The sequence below is a fragment of the Alcanivorax nanhaiticus genome, assembly GCF_000756665.1.
Lineage (GTDB): Bacteria > Pseudomonadota > Gammaproteobacteria > Pseudomonadales > Alcanivoracaceae > Alcanivorax > Alcanivorax nanhaiticus.
In genome coordinates, this window is the sequence record NZ_ARXV01000004.1 from 129822 (window position 1) to 152680 (window position 22859).

The window sequence follows — 22859 nt, forward strand, 5'->3', positions numbered from 1 at the left end:
TTACCCCTGCAGGCATCTTTATTCCTCTGCCCGGCTATCGCAACATAGGCGCCTCAGTCACAAGGGCAAAAGATTATGAGCACAACAAGCCGCATCACGTCTGACCAAGGTGTCGTGCTTATGCAGTATCTGGCCAGGGCGTTATTCGCTTTGCTGGCCGTCTTTTACTTCCATAATACGGACCAGTTCTATTTTGCCCTGCCCCAGGCAACACCATGTCTGCTATTTTTTGCCTATGCAGGTTTGCAGCTTGCGCTGTTGATCTGGCGGCCCAGCAACGGCGATGTGTTTTCCTCCGCGTTGGATCTGCTCACCCTGGGCATTGTGATGTTGCTGGATGCAGGCAGCCCGCCCCCCACCATGGCGCTGCTGTTTGTGGCGGTTCTCAGCAACGGTCTGCTTCATGGCCTGAAACGTTTTCTGATCATGCTGGCCGGCGCGGAAATCGTATTGGCTTTTGTATTGCCCATTCGTTTGAGCTACGCCTCCACCCCGGACAGCTCAGCCAGTCTGTTCCTGATGGCCGCCCTGAGCATCTGCATGCTGTATTTCGGTCTGATGATCTGGCGCAATCAGGTGCTGGCCCGAGCCGCACTGGAGGCCACATGGCGGGACCCGGATACCGATTTCATCAGCCGCGAAGCATTAGTCAGCACTGCCGGGTGGCTGGTGCCCTTGCACGATCGCATTTCATCCCCGCTCACATTGGTCCTGATTCAGCATGACGAATTGCCACAGCTCTCTGACCAGGTAGCCCAGCGCATTCGCCGCAGCGATGTGGCCGCCCGTTATGATGCTACCCAGCTTGCGCTGCTGCTGCCCTGCACCGCCACTGCGGCCGCAGAACAACTGCTCAATGACCTGCGGGATCGCCACCCAGGCATGCGTGCCGCATTGATGACCCTGGCCGATGGCGACATTGCCCTGGAACAGGCATTGGCCCATCTGGAACAGACCATGGCGCGCACCACAGAGGACGACAGCCACTGGCTCGCCCATGCTGCGCCGATTCACTAACGAGTCACTACATACCTTCACACAACGCCGCAATGTAAACCGATACACTGAGCAAAATGTCTTCAAGGCGCTTGCATGCAGTACCTACGGTTCATTGCGGCGGGACTGCTGATCAACCTGATCATCCCGTCCCATGCCAGCGATACTCACACTGACACCCAGACAGCGAGTCCTCGCATTGTCGGCGGCACCGATGCACCAGTTAACCGCTGGCCCTGGATGGCCCAGCTGGCCATCGTGGACCCCTTCCTGAGTGGCGGCTATCTCCTGTGTGGAGCCAGCCAGATCAGCACCCGCTGGATTCTCACCGCAGCACACTGTCTGGAATACAGCAACGGCAACCCCGCCGCAGCCGGTAATGTGTACGTCTTCATTGGTGATGCCGAACGCAATAACGCGCCTACCAGTGGCATCCGCGCGCAGCAATTGCTGGTTCACCGTCAGTATTCCGATCTGGAACATGACCTGGCACTGATTCGCATTCCTGCCCGCAGCAACAGCCAGTGGCCCAGCATTATTCCTTCCGAGAATCTCGACGCCCTGGAGAATGCACCCTTTGCGCAACGGGATGAGGCCGTTACAGCCCTGGGCTGGGGCGATACCGGCAGCGGCATCAGTAGCGACCTGCAGGAAGTTCAGCTGGACTATGTGCCGCGCGGAGAATGTCGGCAACGTTCACCTCTGGCCATCTCGGATTTTGTCATTTGTGCTGCAGAGCTGAATCCTGTTAGCGGCCAGAATCAGGACACCTGTTTTGGCGATAGCGGCGGTCCATTATTTCTCGGCCGTGACCGCTCCCCCTGGTTGGCCGGAGTGACCAGTTTCGGAGAAGCCACCTGTGCCACCGGCAACCCCGGTGGTTATACCCATCTGGCATCAGAAACCGCAGAAATAGAAGCGCTGTCCGCTTCCGCAGGCTTCCCTCTGGTAGACCTGAATCTGTTCTGGAGTTTTTCCGCCCCCAACCGCTTTTATCTGAGCCCCGGCGCAAGCAAGACACTCACCCTGACACTGGAAAACAACGGAACCAATCTGATTACCGATCCAACCCTGAGCCTGTCCCTCTCGGGAGCCACCTTGGCCACAGCCGAGTGGAACAACTGCAGTAGCGGTCTGCTGAGCGGCAACCGTTGTACGCCGGTGAGCAATTTTTCAGGTAGCCGCACCCAGGCACTGAGCGTCAACGGCAACAACGGTCAGGATCAGGTCGTCACCGTGACCGTACAGGGCAGTGCGGATCAGGAAGACTACCGACGCCGTAACAACAACCTGCAACAGGTAGTGGTGTTCTCCAACAACCCGGACATCGCCCTGAGCGCCAACCAGACCGGCAGCAGCGCCACCCGCGCCACCGTGGCGGTTACCCTGCGCAATCTTTCTACCCTCAATGCGGCCACCGGCACCGCCATTACCTTCACCCTGCCTGCGGGCATGAACCTGGACAATGCCGCCGCACAGGGCTGCCTGGGCACCAGCCCGACCCGCTGCCCTCTCGGCAATCTGGCGGCCGGCACCAGCAAGGTTTTGAATCTGCAGATCAGCAGCAATAACGGTGTCTCCCGCACTCTCAACTTACAGGCGACCCTGAATGAACAGGACGTGCCCGCCGGAGACAGTCAGCAATCCGTAGCGCTACGCTTCAGCACCGCGCCCACCTCCAGCGGTTCCGGCGGCGGCGGAGGGGGCGGTGGTGGCAACCTCGGAATCGTTGCTCTGCTCACCCTGCTGTTTCTCAACCGACGCAAGCAGCGACTAACGACGTGAATCAACAGTGATTCAGACTCGGCTGAGCCCCTTTTGCCTCTGAAACTGCGGTAAAGACGCCAGAATATCCAACGCATGACGGCGCTTGGCCGGATCATAAAGATCCACCGTGACCATCAACTCATCCACCTCCACCGTATCCAGCAATTGCGCAAGCTGATCCTCGATCGCCATGGCGTCACCGAGCAACTGCAAACCCAGGAACCCTTTCACCCCAGCCTCTTCCTGAGGATTCCAAAGTCCCAGCATGCTTTCCACTGGTGGCCGCATCCATAGCGGCTGCCCACGAAACAGCGCGAGGATACGCTGATAACTGGTAGTAGAGAGAAAGCGCGCCTCAGCCACTGAGTCAGCCGCAACGGCAGGCACCGCCAACATGGCATGGGGCTTGGCCAACTGTGCAGAAGGCTGGAACTGATCTCGATAAATCCGCAGGGCCTCGCGATATAAACGCGGCGCGAAGTGGCCGGCAAAGGCATAAGGTAGCCCCCGCTGGGCAGCCAGCTGGGCACTGTACAGGCTGGACCCCAGCAACCAGATCGGCACCTGCGTCCCGGCACCCGGGATAGCATTCACTCCTCTCGAAGCATCCAACGGCCCCAATAACCGTTGCAGCTCTGCCACATCCTCAGGGAACTGCTCAGCCCCAATACCGTCTCGTCGCAGCGCCCGGCTGGTCATCGGATCCGTGCCCGGTGCCCGCCCCAAACCCAGATCGATACGACCCGGATAAAGAATCTCCAGGGTGCCGTACTGCTCAGCAATGACCAACGGTGGATGGTTCGGCAGCATCACCCCTCCGGAACCCACCCGGATGGATTCGGTCTTGCCAGCAATATGCCCAATCAGCACAGACGTCGCCGCACTGCTGATGCCCTGCATATTGTGATGTTCCGCCAACCAGAAACGTTTGAATCCCAACGCCTCCGCGTGGCGGGCATAAGCCACACTGTTCTCCAGCGTCTGCGCCACCGAATCGCCCTCACGAACGGAGGCCAATTCCAGCAATGAAAAAGGTAGGGATGCAGCCATATAACACTCCCGAAAATGTGAACCTGTCGCCCTATCAGATAGTGGGGGTAGAAAAACCGATGGCAACACTGCTGGCGGGTTGGTCAAAAGTGTAGGCTTTTCCTACATATCTCGTCAGCCATGGTCACTATAATGACCGTATTGTGCTTTCATCGGGGGAAACATGCTTCGCAGTACTCTTTTCGCTCTGGCCTGCATTCTGTTAAGCGCGCCGCTCTATTCAGCGGATATGACTCCCCGAATCGTGGGGGGTAAAATTGCCGATGCAGAGTGGCATACCCTCGCTGCGCTTATCAGCATCAGCCGTAAACAAGCGGCTCAGCAGAGTGGTTTGGCCAGCCCCGTCTATGAAGCGCAATACTGCGGAGGGACAATTCTTGCCTCTCACTGGATACTGACCGCTGCGCATTGCGTACGCACAAAAGTAAACTCAGGCAATGGCACAATTATTGTTGATCACACCGGAGACATCGAAGTCCTGGTTGGCAGTCAGACTCTGGATGTTGCCTCCAACAGCTCACAACTTCTGGGGGTCAGCGCAGTCTTTCTACACCCAGCTTACAATTTGGACACACTGGAAAACGACATCGCGCTTCTGAAACTGTCAGAACCGGTACCATCAATCAATACTGTCAGCCCAATCGTACTCTCAGTCGCCAGTACCGATACCGAGCTCGAAAACGCCACGTCCTACAACGACATCCTCACTGGCCTTGGCTGGGGCTCACTCACTCCAGGCAACCAAGGGTACGAATTCACCCAGGATCTTCATGAGGTCGCCCTTGATTACCTCACGAACCAAAACTGCCAATCGATTTACAACTCCCCCCCACTGGAAACCATTCACGACACCATGCTCTGTGCCCGTGAATTGATTACATCGGCACCCTACGGGGAAGACACCTGTTCAGGAGACAGCGGAGGCCCGCTGTTCATGGGTGAAGGGTTTCTCAATGACAGGCCCCAGGTTGGCATCACCAGCTATGGATATGAATGTGGTGATGCTGCCAACCCCGGCATCTATACGCGGGTTTCGAAGTTTGTTCCCTGGATAGAAACATTAACCGTTGAAGAGAACAGGCCCGTAGGCGATTTATCCATCCATTCTCCCGAACAAAAATACCATGGGGAAAGCAGCACCTCATTTGACATTTCAGTGCGAAATTCCGGGTTCGAAAATCACCCTGATTTCCGCATTCTATTGGCTCGCTCAGTTAATCTGCAGCCCCCCTTGGTATCCGGGCCGGATTTCGGCACCTGCCAGACCGCTGCAGAAGAGACCGTTTGCGATTTCATTGGAGGCGAATTTACTGCTGGCGACCAGCGAACCCTCTCAGTCACCATAGACAGTCTTTCCAAAGGCTATGAGCAACTCAGGGTGACTGTAGAGCCAACGGGTCACGAGGATTATCACCGCCTCAACGACAGCGTGACGCTCGATTTGCAGTACGGCTATCCTGAGCTTTCTCTATCTGCCGAGCCTCTCTGCCTGAGCTCCGCCCCAAGCAATGCTCAGATGCGAATTGAGGCGATGTTATCCAACAGCAGCGACCTGATTCATTCAGAAGGTACCCGTGTGACGGGCACCCTGCCCGAGGGGCTAACCCTTCTAAGCCAGGCATCACCCAATTGCAGCCAGGAAAACGACATCTTCACCTGCACCGTCGGCCAACTGAATGCCAACAGCACTCTCAGCACCATCATTGCGGTAACCGCAACGCCCAGCGCCGCCATAACACTGGATATGGAAATCGATAACGACAATGGCCCCACGCCCAATTCCACACTTCCCATCTCCGTGGAGCTGGATTTCGACCGTGAAGACCTGCCAGCCTGTCCAGCTATTCCTGCCCCTGTGAGCAACGTAACCAGCAACGGCAGCAGTGGAGGAGGTGGCGCCCTCTCAATGGCGTTACTTTTGGGGCTGCCCCTGCTCGGCATTTACCGCAAGCGCTATACCAGCCAATGACGCTGGCTATTTAGCCATGATGCTAGTGACCCAAGCTTTCAGAATACGGTAGCGACACCGCCAACAAGCAAACGTAAAAAGGGTTGATCCGGCTCACAATTCTACCTCACATCCGCATTTGTAATCTTTGGCTGACAGACATGCCAGCCAATACCCCTATACTCACGGCCAAAATTAGTGAGGCACTTCTACACCCTTGGGGGGGACAATGTTATTTTTACATCACTTATCCAAAAGAAAGATCCTTACAGCCGGCATCCTGTTATCTACAACCAACCTTGCTCAAGCCGCCCTGCAACCTGTGGGGCCTGAATACCTGGTCAACACCACCTCTTCCGGGTATGAGGCCACCCCATTAATCGCCAACAGTTCCGATAACAACACCTTGATTGTGTGGACATCAGAGGCTGCCTACGCCGAATCGGGCTCCTCCATCATGGGGCAGTTTTATAATCAATATGGCGAGGCTGAAGGGGCAGAAAAAACCCTGGTCGGTCTATCCGCCAACATCGCCAGAATTAGCGAGCAGGATAACTACGCGCATATTGCCATGACATCCTGGCCAGACGGACGTTTTGCCCTTGCGTGGTCAACAGAAGGTGACGCTCTCAACGAGTTTGAGAGCGAATACGACATGGTATTGCAGTTCTTCAATGCCGACGGGACAGCCGATGGCGACGTCATTACAGTCGCGGACACCTCCGACAGAGAAGCAATGCCCTCCCTCGCGAGTAACAATACGGGGCTCATCATCGCATGGCAGTCCTACCCAACCAGCGACACCAAAGAACTCAAGGTGAATACGCTCAAATACCGGCGTTACAGCAAAAATGGCAATTCTTTAACTGCCGCTCCAATCATCGTCAACAGCACTGCGAGCAATCTGGGTAATCAACCCTCTGCCGCCCTCTCAGAAGACAATATCGCCCTGATCACCTGGGCAACAAATGCGCAGGGCAAAGCCGTCGAAGGGAGTTCTCCAGACTACCGGGTCAACGCTGCGCTATTTGCGACTAACGACAACCCCATTAACTCCTCCATCACACTGGATGCCATGGACGGTGCAGATACCCCCAGCGAAGTTCATGCCATCACCCTGAACAACACCGACTTCCTTGCGGCCTGGGACAGCGGTATCGATGGATCCCGAAACCCTCGCGCCCGCACTATCAGTGCCACCGGAAATCAAGGTGAACTAATTGAAAGCCAAACCAGCGGCGATGACGTAATTTCAGGAGTAACCAAAGATCAAGACGGCAATGCTTTCGTTGCCTGGAACCGATCTGAGTACGGAGAGCGAACACTCTACACCCAACATGTCACCATCAATGGTGCTGTCGGCAGCCCTGTGCAGGTATCAACCTACACTGACCCAGAAGAGAACAACGCTGCTTTGCTCGTAGATAGTGACGGCGTGCTCACCATCGCATGGGAGAGCTGGATCACCAATGATGACGATGCACCAGATATCTACGCTCGCCGTTTCAACGTAACCAACCAACCCCCTGCTACAAAAGAGGAAGGCGGCAGTAGCGGAGGAGGAGGAGCGCCTGCAACAATACTGCTGGGAATACTGGCCACTCTGGTGTTTAGACGAAAGCAGTAAAACGAGAAAAGCCGGCAAAATGCCGGCTTTTTCACTTGATAAAGATAAACAAATCAATCTGGGGGTTGATAACACCCCTCACCCGATATCTGATCGCGGCATTGCTAGTCAAATCGATGGATCGCACAAGCGAGAAATCAAGCTCCCGCTCGTGCGTCCATCATTACCTTTTCGCTTTTCTCAGAAGTGTGCAGTAACACCCAACTGGAAAGCGGATTGTTCAGGCTCGTAAGTGAATTCACGACCAGAGAAAGGGTCCTCGCTGACGATTTCGTCATACATCGTGCGGCTCCAATCGGCACGCAACGATACGCTTTCATTCAAGGGCAGCTCAGCACCAATCCCAACACGCAGCCCCCAAGGCGTTTCGTCTTCAACCGAGTCATTAGAGATTCCATCATCAAGATCAAAATCTGTTCGCTGTGCGCCAAATCGGCCATAAAGCTGGACAGCATTCACTTCTGTACCAACCAGGAAACCCAAACCATAACTGGTTCCGGCCTCAACATGGAGAGACTCAGATTCAAACGTCTCTTTATACTCAGCAGTTCCCGTTCCGGCATTTAATTCAACAGCAAAAAAGGTACCTTCACCGCCAAAACGAAGACCACCATACACACCAAAGGCCCCACCGGAAGCCGACAACCCGTCAAGATCAAGATCACCGAACCCTGGTTCCTTATCGGTATAGCCAATACTGTAATCGTCATAGCCCAGCTGAGCACCGACATAGGGCCCCGCCTTCACTACCCCAGCGGAACAAGCCAGCAACGCTGCTGAAACACGCAAGCAAACACTTCTTTTCATTGTCATCATCCACATTCCGTTGTTCAAAAAAACAAGATCACTGATACAAAACCAGCAACCGAGCAACATTACACTTTCAGAAAAAAATTTCCGGGAATGGGGTCACACGCTGGAAAGGGGGGTGTAAAAAGTGGATTGATTAGACAGCCGAAAGGGACAAAATTTCGCAAAGAACCTTGAGGGTCAACCTGCAACAAAAAAAAGGATACCACCGCAAATGCATGGCTTGACGGACACTACACTCTTACCCAGATCGGCGAACATTTTGGCTGCGGACGTCCCACCGTTAACTGCGCCGCAAAAGTCTTTCGTGGAAAATGGGAGACCTGACACCAAGGCCTCTCTGATTCACCCAGCATTATTACTAACAGCATCATTAAATATGCTAGCAGCAGAAATGGCATCACCTTCATTCAATGCGCGAAGAGAGTCAATATACATTTTTGGCGGTTTATATCCGTGAAACTCAACATAGTGAAGAATTAGCGACGGTGAAACGAAGTACTCTCCTCGTTTAAGGCTTGGCAAGAGAATCAAAAAGTCCCCTAACATTCTCGTCTCCCCATGAATAACAGAAGTAACCAACCCCCCATCATTGCAAACAGGGCAGCTAGCAAAACCACGAGAAATTCGAAAATGGCAAGATCGAAAAGCCGGCAAAAAAATCAGGCTCTTAAGCTGTTCGATATCACTATCTAAAACACTAGCTTCGGGGAATTTGGTCTTACCACCCAACCATCCAACATTAAAGAATCCCGCCAGCGGGTTTGCCAAGTCGGCGCAAAAAAGTGTCATGTCCCCGTACTCCATATCAGTGATCCCAATCAGTATTATAGTGTTTCGTGCAGGCGACCCAAATAATACATCCTTGACCAGGCTTCAATATATCAGACAAAGGCATATTTCCAGTGATCGAAGTGGAATTACTATACACAGTTAATGGATCCCCGGCGGCAGGATGAAACAATTGGTAATTAGGCACCTCTTCCCCAGGGAGATACGTTGCCATTCCCTGAATATTTTTGGCAAATAATTTATCGCCTAAAGCCTCCCGGTTATTGGCTTCGATCGACAACTGGAGCCAGTCCTCTCTTTCCATATACCCGGCCACTTCATCATCCAGCTTCATATCATGGCGGGGTATGGTCGGATAAGTCCCCTCTGGAACTATCAATACACCTGAATTGTTAAAATGCGCCCCATGACCTGATAAAGCAGCACCAGCGCCTTTCGGGTCACACCAGCGCCTTTCGGGTCAGGTCTATATTTTATACCAAGCCATTCCCCTATCCAGGCTTGGCCTGCCGGACAATCTTCGCCACTGTTGTAAAGTGAAGACCAAAATGGCTGCCTATATCTTGGTAGCTGTAGCCGCCACTTGCATACGCAGCAATAATCGCAGCATTTCGGTCTGGGTTACTCCGAACAATGTCTTCAAGCGAGGGGGGCGGCGGCCTGCGTTGTGCACGCGACACATTGACGTCTTCTGTTCCAGCAACATGCGAAAGGCTTTTTGCAACAAAATCCTCATCACCCAGAAAAACCTGCGATTTGAGGTTAATCCAGATCGACTCTTCCCCTATTCCCTGAAACACAAATTCGCGGTATCGCCTTATCGCCACAGCGCGCTTCTGGCCAAAGGCAGCCAGCAGACCATCCGTTTCCAGCCAGGGTGAGCTGGGCTGTTTGCCAACCATTGCCAAATAGCTGCTCCAGGGCCACTCTCCTGGCTCTTTCACCATCCCCGCCCGCACCGGGTTCAACACAACGTACCTGGCCAGCTCCAGCAGATAACTATCACCATCAACAAGAATCGCTTTATAACGCCCCTGAAAGAGGTGCCCCACCCGTCGATGACGCCGGTTGCTATACTGCGTGTAAACACCATTCAGTTGTCGCATTCCTTTGGAAAGGTTGCCATCCGGCGTTTCGATTACAAGGTGGTAATGATTTCCCATCAAACACCAGGCGTGACAAACCCAGTTAAAATCCGACGCAACATTGCCAAGCAACGCCAGAAAACGCTCCCTGTCTTCCTCATCCTCATAGATCGCCTCGCGCCGATCCCCACGGGACGTCACATGATACAGCGCTCCTGAAAATTCAATACGAATTGGTCTAGACATCACCAAACCCTAAACCAAGGAAAGTCTAAAGTATAGACCTGACCCTATTGACCATAATATTGACCATAAAGTATAGACCTGACCCCGCTGACCACGATTACTCGATTACTCTCCCGATTATTAATACGGAACAAATTCCGCATCTGAAGCCAAGAGCCATGCGTCTGCCAACTCTTTAAACAAATCATCGTTCGAAACATCTGCGAGCCTAGCCATGGCAGATTTCAATTCAGAAACATCCCATCCGTTTGAGTTGATCGACATCCATGCACCCAGCATATCGCCTTGTCTAAAGCACTCATCAAAGACATTCTTTTTGTCACCTGGAAGCAACCAGCTCGGAACCAATGCCTTGCTCTTCATATTTCCTCGTACCTCTGGGGGGAATTCAATTAGACAAAAATTCCTTAAATCACCCACCACCTCCCCTTCAACAGGTAAGTCACCAGCATATTTTTCGCCAGGATCAAGCAAGCAGGAAGGAAGATCATCAGTAAAAATCGGAAGCGTTTTAAGTGCCTCAGGAACGTCTCCTACATCAACACTTAATTTGTCAATTAAGTACGGATCATCCACGCCAACCGAAACACAAAAGCTTTCAACTTCGCTATCGACGCCATCGGCAGCCACGACCCCATAAAGGACCAGCAAACTTGCCAGCTGATCAAAATTACGTGCGATCTCTATAGCGTTCAGACCGCCTTCAGGGCGCAACTCAACAATGGTCATCTTCCGCTCACAAAACCAATGCTTCCAATATCCCTGGTATGAGAACAATGAACCATCAGTCCAAAGCGGCAATAAAGCTGGCGGAAACCCCCAAACATCACCAGGAGCTTCCCACACACCGCTAAGCAAAGGTATCTTTCGTGAAAAAATATCAACAGCAGGCTTTGGAAGCCCAATTTTTTCATATAACTTTAAATAACTTGAAGTCCACATAAAAACACCAACTATTGATAAAGCAAATAATAATCCTCTAAAGTAAGCACATATTTTTCAGAAATGGGATCATTTGTAATATGACCACTAGTCAACAACCTATGAATTTCCATGTGTTTATCATGCAAGACTGGAAAAAGTTGCTGAGGGTTTACCGCCTGAGTTGGATAGTCTCCGATTGGCCAGTTCCAATGATGTATCTTCACACCCTCTACATCAAACCCCTGCTGCTTAGCCAGATAATTGTATCTATTTCGCACGGCATTGAACGCTGCTCTCGCCTGGTCTGCGGAAGGAATTTCACCTTTACCTAAGACATCTAAATAATCTTTATATACCCTGCTTCGCTTCGCAGAGTGCTTCATTGACTCTTCCCACAAAAAGTGAAGCCCTGGATTATCTGCAATAGAACTTACATTAATGTCCTGTGGAATCGATCCTCTCAGGACTGATGACGAAACAGGATCAACCTCAAAAAACCGAAAGTCCTCCGCCCCCGCTATCGTTTCTCCATAGCGAAGACCATTGCTTTGGGGCCAAAAATTAAGATTGTCACCCCATTTCGCAGCGCCCAGCCCACCTGCCAGCATGACCAGCCCTGCGCCTCCATAGGCAACCTCTCCCCAATTACCACTCTCATAACCACCCAGGATATATCCGGTACTATCATAAGCACCATACCCTGTCATGCCTGGCATGAGAGTCCATCTTGCTGTATTGCTGGCCACCAACAACTTTTGCGCTGGAGCACCAATACTACCGACAAACAATCCGCTGTTAACGCTATCAAAGTAATCTACTTCAGTGAGAGGCACGCCTTCGACCAGATTTTGATGGGCTATATCTCCCGTCATACCCCCGCCCACCAGCAATGTTGTCGCTGTTGGACCAAGCGTCCCTCCGGTGACAACCGTCCCGGTTACTCCCGCACCGAAAAGCAAATTCTCTTTCTTTAACGCCGCCTCTTCAAAGCTTTCATTATGGACAACCTCATCATGAATAACCGCGCCTTCCCATGCGATAACACCTGCAAGAAGTGCGAATTGGAGCAGTGGCTCAACTTCTCGGGAATCGATTGACGCGAGTTGCTGCGTCCCCCCAAGCACCACAGGAGAAAAGCGATTGTCGCTATTCCATTGCTCAACTGTAGTATCTCCTTGGGTGCTAAAACCATAGAATGAGCTATACAACTCCCATGCTTTTGACGCTCGCTCTCCGCGGTTAAATGCCAACAGAGTCGTATGATCTTCAGGAAGGTCATTACCTTCCTCCGACATTTGATGCCTTGCATGCTCATGAACAAGCACCTGAACAGTCTGTGAGCTATCGGTCATATCAGTGCTATCTACATTGACGTAGATATCGGACTGATCATCATGATAGCCCCCCATCGCTTCCGTTTTATTAAAATCACTAGGGCCATCAGTAGGCGTATCATCGGCAAGTTGGCCCCCATCATAGAGATTAACCTCTGCAGCTTCATCAAGACCGTGGGCCGATGCGAGCGCATTCTCAAGTTGCTGCAACCCCTCCTTACTACCTTCGGCTCCTTCATCCCCTCTCAATTTTTTTTGCTGTTTTTCGTTTGCTGCTTGTTGCTCCATAACAGCGGCGTCACGAGCATATTTAGAAACAGAATCAAAGAAATTCCACCTCTTGAAATCAGTCGCAACAATATCTTTTGCAGAGCGCGACATGTGGCCGAGGAACATCCTGCTGTCGATATGGTTTTTCTTGATATCTTTCCAACCACCGTTCAAACCAACAACACGATTATCCACCGTCACACTGGCATCCAACGCCCCGGTCTGCTGATCAAGCGTCACCACTTGTGATGCATGGATATCACGATTCAGATCGGCATAATCAGCATGGTCATCCAGGCTCACCCCACCCACAGAGACATTACCCGCACCAATCGTCGCGAGAGTTTCCCCTTCCATCTGGTGCCCGGTGTCCTGAAGACTGATGGTCGTGGTGGCTTTGCTCACCTGCAGCCCACCACCCTGCTGCTCACTCCTGCTGTAATCACGCAGGTTTTCCACTGTGAGCGTCTCGGTACTGAAATTCAGGTTGCCGTGATCTACCAGCGTGAGCCCACCGGTTTCTGCATCTTCTTCATAGCTGGCATTAGCGATCATCCCGCCTATAAGGGTGGTGTCTCTGGCGGTGATCTGGCTATTCTCGCCATCTGCTACCAGGATGGCGCTTTGCTGGTTGGTGCGCGCTCCTTCGCCGCTTCCTTCAGCCATGTTGAAGCCAGCACTTGCGCCCTGAGCAACGCCCTTACTGTCTGTACCGCCGCCGATACCCAGATTCGCGCCAAAGCTACTGTTCGAGCTGCTATGGGTATCTTGCAGACTTTCAATGTGCAGCGTCTCGGTTTCGATTGCGGCGGTGTTGGCAGCGATAAGGCCGCCTTTTACCGTCAGGCTTTCGCTATTACTGGCCAAATGACCGATATTGAACTGGCTATTAACGTACTGCGTGGCCTGACTTTCTGAATCCGCCTCGTTGAAGCCCGCATTGGCATTCCAGCTGCCTTTCCCGCTACTGCTAGCACTAAAGCCGGCATTCTGGCTTTCTTGTTGATAGCTGCTGCTTTGTTCATTGGTACCTGCGCCAATAAGAATGTCGCTGGCGTTAAGCTCGAGAAGACCGGCGGTAATATCACTACCGATGATATTCGCCGTGCCAGCATTGATGCTCATGGCAGATGCAGACAAGCTGCTACCTTGCCAAGTCTTCTCGCTTGAAAGGCTGGTGGTTGTAGTCTCGGTATGCTGGGCGCTACCGCTGGCATAGAAGCCCGTACCGCCCGCAGCGGCACCTTGCCCTGCAGCGGCTAACGCCTGAACCCCCGCCAATTCAGCCTGAGCAAAGTTGGCGGTGGCAGCAGCCAGCATAATGCGGTAGTCCTCCAGCGCTTCCTTCGCCAGTTCTCCACGCTCCACTTTTCTTTCTGCCTCTTTCAGGGCGCGTCTGGCGTCATCTACCGCTTCTCCAGCCTCTTCGATTCGCTTAACAGCATAGGCGGCATCCACATAGGCATTGCGGACGCTCAGTGTCAGCTCGCTAGTTTTTTCGGTAAGCGTTTCACTGACGGAGTGCTCATCCTGCACACCCGTGACATTGATCTCTTCCCCGGTCAACGAAAGGGTTCCATCTTCCCCGCTCGCATACAGGTCTGCGTTGATGAGGGTGATACCGCCTTCGGCTTCAAGGAAAATCTGGTTTGCGCTGATACTGCTGCCAGTGTGGTTGATATCTCTGATAACAGTGGCTTGCTCAAGCTCCGTCAGCCTTAACCCGCCAAGACTGATTTCATCTTCTTTCAGGGAAGGGTCAATGCTGGAAGCCGTTTCGGTGACATCCCGCTGGGTGGTGGTGGTGTCTGTGACTGCCGTATCCAGCAGAATGTTTTCTGCCAATACGACAACTCTTCCGCTTTCTTGATCAGCGGCGATGCTGGAACCTGTTACCGCGATGTCATTCTGTGCAGATAGCTGAACATTCTCTGCCTGCAAGCTGCTTCCAACCTGTCTGCTCTGCTGAACTCGGTTTTCGACATGCTCCGACAACTCAATTTCGCTCTCTTTACCCGCCAGAGCCAAACCTGGCATGTAAAGAGCGCCGAGCCCCAGCATCGCTGAGCTCACCTTTGCCAGGTCTTTTACAGGACCGCGTAGCTCACGCGTTCTCACACTCCAACTTTCATTCTCCAGCGTTACAGTACCAATATTGAGGTTGTCGATACTTCCTCGCTCAATGATTGGGTTTCCATTCTCATCCAGTTTAAGCACACCGCTTTCATCTTTTGCGAAAGCAGCCTCGCCAATGGTGAGGTCGCCTTGGGCTTCGAGTTGAGCCGCGCCCAAGGTCACGTCATCTTGCGCATTCAGAGCAAGGCCACCTCCGGAAGAGAGTCCAGCCTGTGCGAGAGTCTGTGTAATGCTTCCGGAATCACTCGTCTTTATTCGAACTGCATTCTTTTCTTCAACCCTGCGTCGATGGTATTCGGTATTCACCGCTGACTCGATGTTAATACCCTTTCCAGACGCAACATCCACGCTCTTCTCACCATGCCCATGGGAAGCCAGCAGGCTAATACTGCCTTTTTCAGCATTGAGAATCAGATTACCCTGGGCAATGAGATTACTACCCACTACACGTTGCGACTCTGCTTCTACTGTCTGCTTCTTACTGCTCCCAAAACTCCCATCATCTTTCCGGTAGCTGTAGAGCGAATCACTCTCCTGTGCATAACCGACGACAATATCGCCTTTTGCTTTCAGGTTAATATCCCCTTCACTACTGAGATCACTGGCAATAATGGACAGGTCATTTTCGGTTTCCAGCAACATACTGACGGTGCTGTTCAGATTGCTCCCCAGTTGCCGGACCTTGCTTTGAGTGAACTTCACATCCCCCTGATCCATGTGACTTCCCTGGCTGACAGAGACACTGCCAACTGAAAGGTCTCCCCCTGCTTCCAGGGCCAGAACGCCGGCGTTTACCTGGGCCCCCTGAATCTGGATATCCTCCGCGCTTCTGATCCTCAGATTTTCAGCCCTTAGCTCGGCCTGTTCAGTAAGGCGGGTCATCCAGTTCAGTGAATCACCTACCGCTTCAGCCAGTGTGGCGATTTCCACGCTGCCTTCAGCATCCAGATTCAGCGACTGAGCGATTAATTGTCCGCCCAGGTTCTTAATGTCACCGTCACTACGCAGGTTTAAGGACTCTCCCGCGTACATACCTCCGCTGTTTGTTATACCCCCTTGCCCGGCGTTAATAGTCGCCGTGTTCGCAGCATGGATTTCACCATGATTACTGACTTGCTCGCCGGTGATGAGCACCTCTTCACCGCGTAACTGCGGCCCATCCAACACGGCCCCGCCTTTCGCCAGATACAGGACGGGAACCATCACCCGGTAACCCGCCACCTCTTTCTCTTCCAGCCATACAATATCTTGCTGCAGTGCATTAACCTGGTCTGCCGTCAACGCGACACCAACACTTAATTCCAGAGACTCGGCAGCAGCGAAGGCGTTATCCATCAACCAGCGGAATTGCTCTTCATCACTTTCAAAATCAGGGTCAAGAAACCTGGCTCCTGTTGCAGCCAAAACCGCATCACGAACAAGTGTGGTTTCGTAATAACTATCACCCAGCCGCTGTATTTCCCGATCCGGTGTCATTCCCAAGCGATTGATCAGGTATTGGCTGCCCATAAAACCACTCAACGTGGCAAACAAGGGATTGGTCTCAATAAGGTAGGGATGACCTGGATCTGTTCTCAAAATGAACAGGCCGTGTTCACCTGGCAGACTGAAGCCCAGCGAAAGCGGATCAAAGCGGAACAGTGTATCGGCGTTGTGTTGCCCATTTTCGCCGTAAACGGCTTGCATGGCAGAGCCGAAACTGAAAGCGGCTCCTTCTTTTTCTTCGCCATTGGTCACCAGCTCCGCATCGATGTTGAGCTTTCCGCCGGCGCTCACCAGGGCGTTGATGACTGTTTCAGTGAGAATGTTCGTGTGGCTGGTAGCCCCTGCACGATTACAGCTGACTCGGCTGCTATCACATAGGGCCCAGTTTTCTGACGTCGGGATGGTGGTATAGGTGTAATACTTTTTCTTGCTCCCTCCAGCTGAATCCCTCTTCCTGAGCCAGGATTTGTCTACCCGATAGACTTCCTTCAAATCCTGAGTAATGGCGATATTTTCAAAGCGTGTGGCCTTGATTTCGATATCGTTTCCTGCAGCGATAACGCTGGCATTATTCAAGAGGTAGTCCCCTAATAACCACAGGTCTCCACCTGCAAGCATTCTGGACTGTCTTGGCGCAGAAACCGACTGTACGCTTTGCCGCTGATATTTATTTCGGTACGTTGTATCGTGGCATTCGCTATTCCTGTTCCGATTAAAGCAACGTCGGTCGTAGTCGCGGTCATAGCTATAAACAGGGGCATCCCAAGCGACCTCCACTTCCGGTGCGCTGATCAGCTGCTGAAAAATATTGGCTGCAACAATCCGGGTGCTTCCTTCGCTGGCAATCAGGCCAGATTCGTTATTTACCCTGTTTGCCCAGCGATCCTTGTCTGCCCATATCTCATCCAGACTCCCTTGCAGCTCTCCGCCAGCAATATCCATGTCTCCGACGGCGTAGATATCGCCAAAGTTATCCAGTTCATTAAGATACAACTGCATCTGGCCTGCGGATAACAGCAGTGAATGTTCTGCATTTGAGAGTTTTTCGCCGGAATAAAACACGCTTTCCATACCGGCAATATCACCATGATTATCAAGGTTCGTTACCTCCATGGTCATGGCTCCAGAGGAACTGAAGACCCCCTCATTGCGGAGTTCTGCCGCCTTGACTGAGACATCACCCAGTACCTGCCAATCGGCTTCGGTGCCGATAAACACGGTTTCAGCCTCAAGATTCAATTCACCTTCAGCCTGCACTTCGCCAAGGTGTTGATAGTCTTGCGTGGTTAATGACAGAGCCTGACCCGCCTGCAAGGCACCTGACGTGTTGTTTAACGACGCTGTGGTAATTTCAAGATTATCAATGGCATCCAGCTGCCCGCTATTTACAAGCTGATCTGTTGCCGAGATGTTCACGTTGCCCTGCCCGGCAACCGTTCCCGTATTGGTAAAGTCCTTAGTGGTGACTGCTATCTGGCCACCAGCCAGCATCTCCCCCTGATTCACAACCCCTTGCTCTGCGTGAACGATTATCCCGCTATCGCCAGTCATTGATGCTCCACTGGCTAGCGTACTTTCATCTACTCGAATACTGACTACATCAGCGCCGACATTACCGGCCTCAACATTGAGTATCTTCGCGTCCACTTCCAGCATTCCTCCGGCAACGACACTGCCGGTAGTACTCACAGAGCTTGCTGATGCAACCTGCATATTGCCTTTGGCACTGGCATCGCCAAAGCTCAGAGCCCCCTCTGCCGACAGCACCAGATCCCCATTCTGCGCCGCCACCGGCGCATCCAGCTTCACGCCCACGCCATCTTCATTGGCAATCAGACGAATGCGGTTGGCATACATACCGCCCAGCGCCGTGGAGTCAATCGCAAAGGACGGTTTATCCCCATCAGTAGTGACGTTGCTGGTTTCAAGCGTATTGCGGTTCACCGTTTGCTGGCCGGTCACAATATTCAGTTGATCTGCGTGTAGCTCACCAGCCACCTCGACAGAACGGGCAATCAGATCAAAACGGTTGGTATTGGAGGCATTGAGCCCATTCTCACCGATATGGATATTGCCGCCCTGCACATCAAAACCACTCAGGCTGCCACCTTCCATGATCGCCGTGCCCGTGGTCAGGGTGGCATGGTTGGTATTGATGAAACCGCAACCGTTACAGGTGATGCCGTTTGGGTTGGCGACCACCACATCTGCACGTCGCCCGCCGACTTCCATGTAACCATTAAGGCTGGAGGGGTTCGCGCCGATGACCTCATTCAGGATCAAGTTGGCAGATCCATTGGTCAGGTTTGGGTTGCCTTCAATGTAGCCACCCAATTGGGTCTGGGTCAGCTGCTGGCTGTTATTCAGAATCAGCCCCTGACTTCCCACATTGAGTTCATTGTAGAAATTCTGGGAGACGCCTTGCCCATTGGGGTTCTGGATATTCACGATGGGCACGCCATTGGCTGCCTGATCCAGAGTCGGGCGCCCATTGGTGGAATGCGTCGGACTGACAGGTTCCGCAGCGGCCAGCAGCGCAGGCTGCCAGATCAACAGCAATGACAGGCCATAGCCCAGGCTGCGTTGCAAAACAGACGGCTGCTGATCAGATTTCGGCATAAAGTGAGGCATGAAGCGTGTACTCGCTGTTTGTCAGTTCCGTTGAATGCTGTTCCATGGGCCATGACACTTCCGTCGTGAAGCTCAGGCCGCGAAAACCCAGCCGGGCCCCGGCGGTAGCGGAGTCAATGCGTGCAAATCCCAGCTCATTGCTGTTGCCCGGTACCACACCAGAATCGTAGGCAATAAACGGGGTCACCGAGACAGGGCCAGTGACAGGAGGATAGAAATCAAATTGAACGGCGCCCGCCATGGCGGAATTGCCATTAAGAGAAATATCCCGATACCCCCTGACCGCCGCACTGGACGCGACGGAGAACCGTTCCGACGGGAACAACACATCATCGCTGTACTGCCCATTTAGCCGAATGGATAAGGCCCCATATAACGGTTTTATGAAGCGGTTGGCTGTAAGATATGTCTGATATCTCGTGTGCGAGATATCGGCAATCGAGATATCGCCCGGTAACATCGTTGCCGGCCCTGCCCCTCTGCCCTGTTCATAGGTAAAGGTGCCCGCCAATTGGGTATTGCCCCACAAGTACTTGCCATTGACCCTGCCACCCCAGGCACGCAGGTGATAGCTGCTAACCCGGATCACCGCATCTTCAAGCCGGTTTTCAGTGTCGGAATACGCACCCAGCAAGGAAAGCGAGAAACGCGCCTTGTTGCTTCTGTAGAGCGTGCGAGTCAGCTCCAGTCTGCTGGTATCGGTTGCCCCCTCGGATTCGAAGGACTGGAAAATTCCATCAATGGTGTTCTCATACTCCTGGCGGTTGTAGCTTAACGCCAGATTCCAGTAACCGTGACTGATGTCGTAGCTCAGGCCCGAGCCCCAGGCCTGATCTGAAAACTCCGTGTCCAGATCAGTATTCAGGGACAGGGAAATTCTGTCCGGCACCCCCGCCAGGCCTCCCCAATCGAACCCCGCCTGTGCCGTGCCATGGGTGATGTCCCCATAGTGTTCTTCGTCCAGTACCAGAAAAGCCCGATAGCGCTGCGGCCACTGCGCCTGGCCGAGAATAATCGTGCCGCCTTGTTCTTCCCCCGGCGCCAGATCCATCTTGGCATCCAGGTGAGGCAGACGGGCCAACGTTTCGACAGCGTGTTCCAGATCTCGCAGATTCAGCAATTCGCCTGGGGATGCAGGAACGGCCCATTCCAGCATACGCCGTGACACTCCCACAGGCTGAAAATCCTCAACCCGACCGGGCACAACCAAAAGCTGCAAGGACCCCTTGGACACATCCTGTTCAGGAATGAGCACACGACTGGTGATATACCCCTTGTCGATGAGCTTGTTGGAGAGGACTGCCTGAAGGGTCTGAATATCCTGCATGCTCATGCAGCTACCCTCAGGCTGACGAGCGGTCTTGGTTAGCCACCGCCCGAAAGGAAGGTTTTGCCCATCGATGGTACTCAGCGAGATGGTTTCAATCGCGAAGCAGCGGCTCGGGGCATCTGTCGCCTCCGGGAGCGGCACCTGCATAGGGCTATCTTTCCCCGGCACCACCATTTCTTCCAGCTGCTGCTGCTGGCGCTGACGCTCTTGTTCCTGGAGGCGGTCGAACATACGCTGTTGCGCACTTGGCTCAGCCTGGACGACACAAGCAAACAAGCACGCAGCAAATACGCCACCGCAAAAAAGTGTTTTTTCCCCCAACATGGCTTTCCTTGCCCCGAATGATCACAATAAGTACGGGCAACCTGGAGATATTATTATTGGCGTTGCTTAATCCGTAGCCGCACATCATACACCTTTGGCTAAGCGCCCGTGAAACAGGAACAATCTTTGCGTGAAACAGATCACACCCAGACTTGCATTATGGCTTTTTGCCATCATACTTTCTTCGCAAGCCTTTGCCTCATCTGCTGAATCGGCCCTGGCGACTCTTTCGCAAGCTGACAGCACAGAGAAGGCTCTCAGAAGCGCCTTGCGAGAGGCTGCGAACCTTGCTCCTGCGGAACGTTTCGTGATTGAAAACCAGCTGCGGCTGAGACTGGCAGCAACTGAAATGCAGCAAGAAGATTTCGAGGAAGCCCGCAGCACACTCAAACAAATTGAGACCGAAAGTCCCGCTGCATTGCAGGCCAGTTTGCTAATGGCAGAAAGTTACCGGCTTACCGATGAATCAGGGCAAGCCCTGAACTGGTTTCTGCGAACCGCCCAGCACTACCCTTACCGAACCACGACACTGAATGGGCTCCTGAGTGCCGCCCATGACGAACAATCCCGGAACACCAACCTGTCGGCAGCACTCTACGCGGAGATCAGCAAACAAAGCCTTTTTGCGCTCGGCCAGCTAGACCGCTTCAAGCAGCATGACGATCTGGATCCGATGGCAGTCATTTTTCCTTCCGATCTGGATGAAGCGGTTCGCAAGACACTCCTGCGCCGTAGCTTGCGCCACCCCGAGCACAACCTGCTGAAGCAGACCGGTAAATTGAAGCAATCCGTTTCTGCCATCATCTCGCTGCAGCAACGTCATGAACTGGTTCAGCAAGAACTCAGACAACTTACCCAGACCCTGGCGCAATATCAGAGCCAGCAGCAGGCTCTTACCAAACAACTTCAGACAGGGGATCAGACCTTGGCGATGCTGACCGCGAAACTGATCCCGAATGATTTCAGTACAGAGCAAACCCAGATCCGCCAACACATTACCCGCCTTCGCAATCAGCAAGCCAGGCAGAGAGCACAGCTGGCATTTATCGAGCACAGCCAGCAGACTCTTCCTGAGATCGCCAACAATCTGGAAAAACAACTTCAGACGCTGCACCAAAACGCCCAGAAGCAGCTTGCCAGTAGTCATACAGCGGTTATTTCGGTACTTGAAGACAGTATTGCAGCCTACCGTGCGGAACTTTCGGATCTCGCCGCTGAAGCCCAGTTGCAACGTTCTGAGCTGATGCTCTCATCACAGTGAATTCATCGCCCATGCCCACCCTCAAATGCCCCAGCTGTGATCAACCTCTCTCCCTCGAGGCCAATACCTGGCACTGTGATCAGGGCCATCGCTTTGACCGTGCCCGGCGCGGCTATACCAACCTGCTGCTGGCCCAGCATCGCCGCTCTCGTTCACCCGGAGATGACAAGGCCATGGTGCAGGCGCGTACCGCGTTTCTGGATCTGAAACGTTACCAGCCGCTGGCCGGCGCGCTTATGGAAAAGCTGCCTGCAGAGCCGGATGGCGACTGGCTGGATCTGGGCTGTGGCGAGGGCTGGTATACCGAGCGGTTTGCGCAGTGTCTCGGGGCGGAAAACGGGGTGGGTATCGACATCTCCAAGTTTGCCATTGATGCGGCGGCCAAACGTGACAAGAACCTGACCTGGCTGGTGGCCAGCGGTGCTCGGCTGCCACTGTTTGAGCACAGCATGCGACGAGTGCTGGTGCTGTTCACCCGTCTTTTCACCGACGACATTGCCCGTGTATTAAAACCTGGCGGAGAACTGATCGTGGTGGGCACCGGGGAAAATCACCTCATGCCGCTGCGCGAAGCACTCTATGAAGAAGTGCGCCACTCCGGTTTTGATGCCAGCAAGTTTCTGGATGACCGGTTCAGCATGATCGACAGCGAAGACGTGCAGTTCGAATGGACACCGGACAGCGAACAGGAGCTGCAGAACCTGCTCACCATGACCCCGCATCACTGGCGGGCCAAACCCTCCGCCAAAGCGGACATCGGCAAGCTGACTGGCCAGATTATGCCTGCGCATTTCATTATTCAGCGATTCCGGCGCACTGAAGCCTAAATCAGGTAGGGCGGAA

At 53.1% G+C, this 22859-nt stretch carries 13 protein-coding genes and 1 pseudogene; 6 read left to right on the forward strand and 8 right to left on the reverse strand.

Features of this window, described 5'->3' with window-relative positions:
- The first annotated feature begins 75 nt into the window (after positions 1 to 75).
- Together Y5S_RS06460 and Y5S_RS06465 are read left to right on the forward strand one after the other, a co-directional pair.
- The gene (locus Y5S_RS06460) at positions 76 to 1017 is read left to right on the forward strand and encodes a GGDEF domain-containing protein (protein ID WP_035231419.1); all 942 of its coding nucleotides are present in this window, start codon (positions 76 to 78) and stop codon (positions 1015 to 1017) included.
- Positions 1018 to 1092: 75 nt separating this feature from the next.
- Complete coding sequence (locus Y5S_RS06465; RefSeq protein ID WP_052041445.1) at positions 1093 to 2781, forward strand: serine protease; 1689 nt, start codon at positions 1093 to 1095, stop codon at positions 2779 to 2781.
- Between the two features lie 12 nt (positions 2782 to 2793).
- Here Y5S_RS06465 and Y5S_RS06470 read toward each other — a convergent pair whose 3' ends face one another.
- Complete coding sequence (locus Y5S_RS06470; protein WP_035231421.1) at positions 2794 to 3813, reverse strand: LLM class flavin-dependent oxidoreductase; 1020 nt, start codon at positions 3811 to 3813, stop codon at positions 2794 to 2796.
- 163 nt (positions 3814 to 3976) lie between these two features.
- On the opposite strand from Y5S_RS06470, the gene Y5S_RS06475 reads away from it, so the two are divergent.
- Entirely contained in the window at positions 3977 to 5782 is a 1806-nt protein-coding gene (locus Y5S_RS06475; RefSeq protein WP_035231423.1) for a trypsin-like serine protease, read from the forward strand.
- A 208-nt stretch (positions 5783 to 5990) separates the two neighbouring features.
- A complete protein-coding gene (locus Y5S_RS06480; protein WP_035231424.1) occupies positions 5991 to 7388 on the forward strand; it encodes a hypothetical protein in 1398 nt (465 codons plus the stop codon).
- A 180-nt stretch (positions 7389 to 7568) separates the two neighbouring features.
- Here the strand turns inward: Y5S_RS06480 and Y5S_RS06485 are convergent, their stop codons facing one another.
- The 7 genes and pseudogenes from Y5S_RS06485 to Y5S_RS06515 form a co-directional block, all read right to left on the reverse strand.
- Positions 7569 to 8204: an outer membrane beta-barrel protein gene (locus Y5S_RS06485; RefSeq protein ID WP_035231427.1), complete on the reverse strand. Its 636-nt coding sequence runs from the start codon at positions 8202 to 8204 to the stop codon at positions 7569 to 7571.
- Positions 8205 to 8543: 339 nt separating this feature from the next.
- Positions 8544 to 9005, reverse strand: a complete 462-nt coding sequence (locus Y5S_RS06490; protein ID WP_035231428.1) for a DUF7919 family protein — start codon at positions 9003 to 9005, stop codon at positions 8544 to 8546.
- Position 9006: 1 nt separating this feature from the next.
- Positions 9007 to 9399, reverse strand: a pseudogene (locus Y5S_RS06495) (putative adhesin); the annotation flags it as partial.
- Positions 9400 to 9481: 82 nt separating this feature from the next.
- Positions 9482 to 10321, reverse strand: a complete 840-nt coding sequence (locus tag Y5S_RS06500) for an REP-associated tyrosine transposase (RefSeq protein ID WP_035231431.1) — start codon at positions 10319 to 10321, stop codon at positions 9482 to 9484.
- Between the two features lie 120 nt (positions 10322 to 10441).
- Entirely contained in the window at positions 10442 to 11263 is an 822-nt protein-coding gene (locus Y5S_RS06505; protein ID WP_156107622.1) for a hypothetical protein, read from the reverse strand.
- An 11-nt stretch (positions 11264 to 11274) separates the two neighbouring features.
- Positions 11275 to 19101: a two-partner secretion domain-containing protein gene (locus tag Y5S_RS06510; protein WP_035231435.1), complete on the reverse strand. Its 7827-nt coding sequence runs from the start codon at positions 19099 to 19101 to the stop codon at positions 11275 to 11277.
- Positions 19076 to 20662: a ShlB/FhaC/HecB family hemolysin secretion/activation protein gene (locus Y5S_RS06515; RefSeq protein ID WP_197055113.1), complete on the reverse strand. Its 1587-nt coding sequence runs from the start codon at positions 20660 to 20662 to the stop codon at positions 19076 to 19078. The genes Y5S_RS06510 and Y5S_RS06515 overlap by 26 nt, the downstream gene beginning before the upstream one ends.
- A gap of 400 nt (positions 20663 to 21062) precedes the next feature.
- Between Y5S_RS06515 and Y5S_RS06520 the strand changes: the two genes are divergently transcribed.
- Positions 21063 to 22016 carry a hypothetical protein gene (locus Y5S_RS06520; protein WP_156107624.1) on the forward strand — a complete coding sequence of 318 codons (954 nt, stop codon included), beginning with the start codon at positions 21063 to 21065 and terminating at the stop codon, positions 22014 to 22016.
- Between the two features lie 11 nt (positions 22017 to 22027).
- Positions 22028 to 22843: a putative RNA methyltransferase gene (locus tag Y5S_RS06525; protein ID WP_035231441.1), complete on the forward strand. Its 816-nt coding sequence runs from the start codon at positions 22028 to 22030 to the stop codon at positions 22841 to 22843.
- The last annotated feature ends 16 nt before the right edge of the window (positions 22844 to 22859 follow it).